A 6,761-nucleotide genomic window follows, 5' to 3' on the forward strand; every position below is an offset into this window, starting at 1 on the left:
CCTGACGAACGGACAGATTCACCTCATGGCATCCACCGCAGACATCAAGAACGGCGTCGTCCTCAGCATCGACGGACAGCTGTGGAGCGTCATCGAGTTCCAGCACGTCAAGCCCGGCAAGGGCGGCGCCTTCGTCCGCACGAAGCTCAAGAACGTCGTCTCCGGCAAGGTCGTCGACCGCACGTACAACGCCGGCGCGAAGATCGACATCGAAAACGTCGACCGCCGCGACTTCACGTACCTGTACAACGACGGCGAGAACTTCGTCTTCATGGACGTCGCGGACTACGACCAGCTCACCGTCGGCGCACCGACCGTCGGCGACGCGGCCCACTTCCTGCTCGAGAACCAGCAGGTGCAGATCGCACTCAACAACGGCAACCCTCTGTACGTCGAGCTGCCGGCATCCGTCGTCCTCGAGATCACGTACACCGAGCCGGGCCTGCAGGGCGACCGCTCGTCGGCCGGCACCAAGCCCGCCACGCTCGAGACCGGCTACGAGATCCAGGTGCCGCTGTTCCTCGAGACCGGCACGAAGGTCAAGGTCGACACCCGCACGGGCGACTACCTCGGCCGCGAGAAGTAAGGCGTGAGCGCCCGATCGAAGGCGCGCAAGCGCGCGCTCGACATCCTGTTCCAGGCGGACGTCCGCGGCGACGAGCCGGCGACGATCCTCGCCACCGAGGCGAAGCGCGCCGCCGGCGAGCCCGCCCGCCAGGCGTCGTGGCTGTACGCCCGTGACATCGTGGACGGCGTGATCGACAACCGCGAAGCGATCGACGAGCAGATCGTCACTTTCGCGAAGGACTGGACGCTCGCCCGCATGCCCGCGGTCGACCGTGCGGTGCTGCGCATCGGGGTGTGGGAGATCCTCTTCAACGACGAGGTACCCACCGCCGTCGCGATCGACGAGGCGGTCGAGCTGGCCAAGGAGTTCTCGACCGACGAGTCGGGCGCCTTCGTCCACGGCGTGCTCGCCAACATCGCGCGCGCCTCCTGAACGTCCCCCGGCGGGCCCTGTGTCCGCCGGGGTTGGCAGGATGGATGCCGTGACCCCGCCGACCCCCGACACCTCACCCATGGGGTCGCCGCCGTTCGTCGACCCGGCGCACATCCGGCGGTTCAGCGACAGCGGCACGTACGAGCGCGGCGTCGCCTACTTCGCCGACGGAGCGGTCCATCAGCTCACCTGGGATCCCACCTCCTCGGTGCTCGAGGCGAGCGTCACCGGCAGCGGCCAGCGGGCCTATCGCTGCCGGATCCGGCTCGACCCGCAGCGGACCGATCGTCCGATCGCCGCGACGTCGTGCACCTGCCCCGTGCAGTTCGACTGCAAGCACACCGTCGCGGTGCTGCTGCAGGCGAACCAGCTGGCCCGCCAGGCGCCCGCCGCGTCGCCCGACACCACATGGCGGAGCGTCTTCGCGACGGGCACGTCCCCGGCGTCCGACCGCACACCTCTCGCCCTCGGCGTCGAACTGCGCCAACGCGTGCGCCGCGGCACGTCGACGTGGGCGCCTGCGCGGATCGAGACGGCGACGCCGCGCGGACTGCACCAGTTCGGGGCAGACGTGCTGCTCGGACTGCGGCCGCTGGAGCGCTCCGGCCGTTCCACCGCGTGGATCAAGGGCGGCGTGTCGTGGGACGCGCTGCGACGACCGACGACCGCGTACGACCCCGCGCAGGCGCGTTGGTTCGCCGAGCTACACAGCATCGGGCGCGACGTGCGGTCGTTCGGGGCGTTCTCGGACGTCTCGGAGTGGCTCACGCTCGATGACATCGAGTCGAGCCTGCTGTGGCCGCATCTGGCCGCCGCCACGGACCACGGCATCCCGATCGTCCCGACGCGGCGCGGCACGACCGTCGCGCTCGCGGGCGACGCGGCGGTCTCGGTCGAGGCGCGCCGCACGGGCGCGGGCCTCGAGGTCGCGCCCGTCGTCGTCCTCGACGGCGAGCGGCAGGATGCCGGCGCCCTGCGCCCGGTCGGCCGCACCGGCCTCTACCGCTTCATCGCCGAGCGCGATCGTATCGATCTCGTGCTCGCGGAGGTCGCACTGCCGGACCCGCTGCCGGCCCTCCTGGCGGCGCGCGACGTCGTCACGGTGCCGGCGGACGACGCGGCGGAGTTCGTGCAGGAGCACCTGCCGCGCATCTCCCGGCGCGTGGACGTCGTGGCACCCGGCATCCAGCTCCCGCCTCCGGCGCGCCCACGGCTCCTCGTGACCGCCCGTTTCGACGAGGGGCACCGGATCGTCTTCACGGTGGCCTGGCGCTATGGCTCGGGCGCACCAGTGGGACTCGACGGGGCGGGCGGCGAGGATCGCGACGCCGCCGCCGAGCTCGCGATCCGCAGCCGGGTGGAGGCCGTCTGGCAGGATGCGTCGCCGGTGGGCTTCGCACCGGCCGCCACCCTGACGGGACTCGAGGCCGCCGAGTTCTCGGCCGTGCTGCTGCCGGTCCTGGAGGCCGACCCCGACGTGGACGTCGAGCTCTCGGGCGAGCGGCCCCGGTACCGCGAACTGGCCGGCGACCCCAGGATCGAGATCAGCACGGTCGAGACGACCGACGCCGACTGGTTCGACCTCGGCGTGGTGGTGTCGATCGACGGACGCACCATCCCCTTCGGCACGCTGTTCACGGCCCTCTCGCGCGGACGCAAGAAGATCCTGCTGAGCGACGGCGCGTACTTCTCGCTGTCGCACCCCTCGCTGCAGCGGCTGCGCGACCTCATCGACGAGGCCGGCGACCTCGACGAGTGGGAGACCGGCCCGCGCATCAGCCGCTACCAGACGGCGCTCTGGGCGGACTTCGAAGATCTGGCGGACGAGGCGCTGCCGGCGGTGTCGTGGCGCGCGACCGTCGAGGCGCTGCGTGACGTGGAGGCCGTGCCGTCGACGCCGCTGCCTGTGGGTCTGGACGCCACGCTGCGGCCCTACCAGCGCGCCGGGTTCGACTGGCTCGCGTTCCTGTGGCAGCACCGCCTCGGGGGGATCCTGGCCGACGACATGGGCCTCGGCAAGACGCTGCAGCTGCTCGCACTCGTCGCCCACGCGACCGAGCGGGGGGAGCGGCGACCGTTCCTCGTGGTGGCTCCCACCTCGGTCCTCTCCACCTGGCGGAGCGAAGCCGCGCGGTTCACGCCCGGCCTGCGGGTCGAGGTCGTCGACGCCACGCGCGCGAAGCGCGGGGTGACGGTCGCGCAGGCTGCGGCATCCGCCGACGTCATCGTGACCTCGTACACGCTGCTGCGGCTGGACGAGCGCGAGTTCGGCGCGATCGAGTGGGCGGGTCTCGTCCTCGACGAGGCGCAGTTCGTGAAGAACAGCCAGACCAAGGTGTACCGCGCCGCGCGCGACCTGCGTGCGGAGGTCGTCTTCGCGATCACGGGCACGCCGATGGAGAACAGCCTGACCGAGCTGTGGGCGCTGCTGTCGCTCACCGCGCCGGGGCTGTTCGCGTCGTCGCGCCGCTTCCTCGAGGAGTGCGTCGGCCCGATCGAGAAGGGCAAGGTGCCCGAGAACCAGGAGGGCGGCGCGTACCGCGCGGGCCGCCTCGCCCGGCTGCGGCGCCGCATCCGTCCCCTCGTGCTGCGGCGCACGAAAGAGCTCGTCGCCGCGGACCTTCCGCCCAAGCAGGAGCAGGAGGTGCGCATCGAGCTCGGCGCCGCCCATCGTGCGCTCTACGACACCGTGCTGCAGCGCGAGCGGCAGAAGGTGCTCGGGCTGCTCGAAGACCTCGACCGCAACCGCTTCATCGTGTTCCGCTCACTCACCCTGCTGCGCATGCTCGCCCTCGCGCCCGAGCTCGTCGATCCCGCCCACGCGCACATCGCCCCGAGCAAGCTGGGCGCGATGTTCGAGCAGCTCGACGAGGTGCTCGCCGAGGGACACCGTGCGCTGGTGTTCAGCCAGTTCACGTCGTTCCTCGGCCTCGCCGCCGCAGAGCTCGAGGCGCGCGGCATCCCGTACGCATACCTCGACGGCTCCACGCGCGACCGGGATGCCGCCGTCGCCGCCTTCCGAGGCGGCGAGTCCCCGGTGTTCCTCATCAGCCTCAAAGCCGGGGGCTTCGGCCTCACGCTCACCGAAGCGGACTACGTGTTCCTCCTCGACCCCTGGTGGAACCCCGCCGCCGAGGCGCAGGCGGTCGACCGCGCGCACCGCATCGGCCAGGAGCGCAGCGTCATGGTCTATCGCCTCATCGCCAACGGCACGATCGAAGAGAAGGTCATGGCGCTGCAGCAGCGCAAGGCGCGGCTGTTCCGCGCCGTCATGGACGACGACGCGCTGTTCGGCAAGGTGCTCACCGCCGACGACATCCGCGGGCTGTTCGACGGGTGACCTACCGGTCGCCCAGCCCCGTCCGGAAGCCCTCCCGCCAGCTCGCGTATCGCGGCGCCCAGCCGAGTTCGGCCTTCGCCTTCGCGTTCGACGAGCCCCGCGCGGTGGTCATCCACGCCACGCCGAACTCGCCGATCAGGCTGCGGGCGATCCACGCCGGTACACGGAGCGGCTTCTTGGCGCCGATCGCCCGCGCGAGCTCGGGCAGCCACACCGAGACCGCCGCGGGTTCGTCGTCGACGATGTTGTACACCCCGGCCCCACCGCGGGTCAGCGCCGCGATCGTGGCCGACGCCGCGTCGTCGATGTGACAGAACGACCACACTCCCGCGCCGCCGCCCACGATCGGCACCCGGCGCTTGCGCACGGCCTCGAGCATCTCGCCGCCCTCGCCGAGCGACTGGCCGGGACCGTAGAAGCTGCCGAACCGGAGCGCGAGGCCGCCGGCGGCCACCGTCGCGCGCTCGGCGTGCGCGATCGCGGCAAGGGTGTTCGCCGCGGCGGGAACCGGGTGCGGATCGAGCGGGTCCGCCTCGCTCTTCACCGGGCCGCCCGTGCGTTCGTTGGTCCACCCGGTGTAGCTCTGGACGACGATGCGTCCGGTGCCCGCCTCTTGCGCCGCCGCGATGAGGGCGTCCAGCCCGCGCGTGCGGAGTTCGTTCGTCACTGCGAACACGTCGTCGAACCGCTTGAAGTCGAAGCCCGCCGACAGGGACGTCAGCTGGTGCACGACGGCATCGGGCTGCGCCTCGAGCACCGCCCTCCTGACGGATGCTCCATCCCGCCCGTCCATCACGACGCCGCGTCCGCCGGCGGCGTCCACGCGCCTGGCGCCCGCCTCGCTGCGCGAGGTGCCGGTGACCTGGTGGCCGGCGGCGACGAGCGGACCCACGAGGCGGGAGCCGACGGCGCCGGTCGCACCTGCGATGAAGATCTTCATGTTTCTTCCTCTCTCTTCACCCCCTTCGACGGATCACCCCTGCCGGTTGTGACAGGCTCACGACATGGATCTCGCCGCGGAAGCTCCGACGCTCCGTCCACTCATGTTCTCGATCGCGTACCGGATGCTCGGCAGTGTCGCCGATGCCGAGGACGTGGTGCAGTCGGGCATGCTGCGCCTGCACGAGCGCGCCGCGGGCGGCCAGCAGATCGACCGCCCCGACGCCTACGCGTCCACGGTCGCCACGCGCCTGTCGATCGACGCACTGCGGTCGGCCCATCGCACCCGCGAGCTGTATGTGGGGCCCTGGCTTCCCGAGCCGCTCCTGGTCGATGACGAAGACCCGGCCCGCCGCATCGAGCACGACGAGACGATGTCGGTCGCGGTGCTCACGATGCTCGAGCGCCTGGGTCCGGTAGAGCGGGCGGTCTTCGTGCTGCGCGAGGCGCTCGGCTTCGACTACGCCGAGATCGCGCGGATCGTCGAGCGCGACCCCGCCGCCTGTCGCCAGATCCTTCATCGCGCACGACAGCGCGTGACGACCGCCTCCTCCCGCTTCGACGCCGACGACGCCGATGCGGCGCGGCTGGTCGGCGAGTTCGTCGCGGCCCTGCGCGCCGGGGACGTCGACGCGGTGATCCGCGTGCTGTCGGACGACGTCGTCTTCACCGCGGACGGCGGCGGCCGGGCCCCCGCGATCCAGCGTCCGATGACCGGCGACCTCGCCGTCGCGAGGTTCCTCGTCGGGTTGATGCGGCGCGGCGACATGCTCGGCGTCACCCTGGAGACCACTCTCGCCAACGGCGAGCCATGCGTCGTGTTCCGCAGCAGCGACGGCGCGACGCTGTCGGTGCTCACCCTGCACATCGACGCGGGCACGATCGGCGCGATCGCCAACCAGCTCAACCCCGAGAAACTGCAGCATCTCGCGCCTGTGGGGGACCTCTTCGCCCTCGTGCGCCAGGAAGGCGCGTGGCCCGAGACGTGAACCCCCCGCCGCCCTGGCCGCTTTTGCACGGCCGGTCGATCGGGGCGAACGCGGGCGTCTCGCCTAGAATCGACGGGTTCCACCGATCGAAAGGGGAGGGCCTCCCATGCGTGTCACGGGCCTCGGCCACGCCGGAATGTTCATCGAGACGGCGGGCGGCAGCATCCTCTGCGACCCGGTGATCGGTCCGACCTTCTTCGGATCGTGGTTCCCGTTCCCCGACAACCGGGCACTCGACTGGGAGCGGTTCGGCAAGGCCGACTTCCTGTACGTCTCGCACCGCCACCGCGACCACTTCGACCCCGCGCTCATGGAGCGGGTGGTGCCGAAAGACATCAAGGTGCTGCTGCCCGAGTACCCGACGGACGACCTCGAGCAGGACCTCCGCAAGCTCGGCTACGACAACATCGTCTACACCCAGGCCGGCGTGCCGCTGGAGTTCGGCCCCCTCAAGCTGATGGTCACGCCGCTGCGAGCCCCCAGCGACGGCCCG

General features: G+C 71.3%; 6 protein-coding genes. 5 read left to right on the forward strand and 1 reads right to left on the reverse strand.

The features are described 5' to 3' along the window. Nucleotides 1–25: 25 nt before the first annotated feature. The 3 genes from efp to ACTHNQ_RS01150 all read left to right on the forward strand — a co-directional run bounded on the left by efp (nucleotide 26) and on the right by ACTHNQ_RS01150 (nucleotide 4,340). Complete coding sequence (gene efp, locus ACTHNQ_RS01140; RefSeq protein WP_018170788.1) at nucleotides 26–586, forward strand: elongation factor P; 561 nt, start codon at nucleotides 26–28, stop codon at nucleotides 584–586. Nucleotides 587–589: 3 nt separating this feature from the next. After that, nucleotides 590–1,000, forward strand: a complete 411-nt coding sequence (gene nusB / locus ACTHNQ_RS01145) for a transcription antitermination factor NusB (RefSeq protein WP_018170787.1) — start codon at nucleotides 590–592, stop codon at nucleotides 998–1,000. A gap of 79 nt (nucleotides 1,001–1,079) precedes the next feature. Further along, nucleotides 1,080–4,340 carry a DEAD/DEAH box helicase gene (locus ACTHNQ_RS01150; RefSeq protein ID WP_440330611.1) on the forward strand — a complete coding sequence of 1,087 codons (3,261 nt, stop codon included), beginning with the start codon at nucleotides 1,080–1,082 and terminating at the stop codon, nucleotides 4,338–4,340. A gap of 1 nt (nucleotide 4,341) precedes the next feature. On the opposite strand, the gene ACTHNQ_RS01155 is transcribed toward ACTHNQ_RS01150, so the two are convergent. Beyond that, entirely contained in the window at nucleotides 4,342–5,280 is a 939-nt protein-coding gene (locus ACTHNQ_RS01155) for an NAD-dependent epimerase/dehydratase family protein (RefSeq protein ID WP_440330608.1), read from the reverse strand. A 64-nt stretch (nucleotides 5,281–5,344) separates the two neighbouring features. On the opposite strand from ACTHNQ_RS01155, the gene sigJ reads away from it, so the two are divergent. Then, complete coding sequence (sigJ, locus tag ACTHNQ_RS01160) at nucleotides 5,345–6,268, forward strand: RNA polymerase sigma factor SigJ (protein WP_440330609.1); 924 nt, start codon at nucleotides 5,345–5,347, stop codon at nucleotides 6,266–6,268. Between the two features lie 106 nt (nucleotides 6,269–6,374). After that, a partial coding sequence (locus tag ACTHNQ_RS01165) for an MBL fold metallo-hydrolase (protein ID WP_440330610.1) occupies nucleotides 6,375–6,761 on the forward strand: 387 nt, incomplete at its 3' end.

Origin of the sequence: Microbacterium sp. (assembly GCF_051953575.1) — a bacterium.
Taxonomy (GTDB): Bacteria; Actinomycetota; Actinomycetes; order Actinomycetales; family Microbacteriaceae; genus Microbacterium.

What these genes read in the sequence shown, in the direction of transcription:
- efp (WP_018170788.1), top strand. Translation starts at nt 26, where the DNA reads ATGGCATCCACCGCAGACATCAAGAACGGCGTCGTCCTCAGCATCGAC.
- ACTHNQ_RS01150 (WP_440330611.1), top strand. Translation starts at nt 1,080, where the DNA reads ATGGGGTCGCCGCCGTTCGTCGACCCGGCGCACATCCGGCGGTTCAGC.
- ACTHNQ_RS01155 (WP_440330608.1), bottom strand. Translation starts at nt 5,280, where the DNA reads ATGAAGATCTTCATCGCAGGTGCGACCGGCGCCGTCGGCTCCCGCCTC.
- sigJ (WP_440330609.1), top strand. Translation starts at nt 5,345, where the DNA reads ATGGATCTCGCCGCGGAAGCTCCGACGCTCCGTCCACTCATGTTCTCG.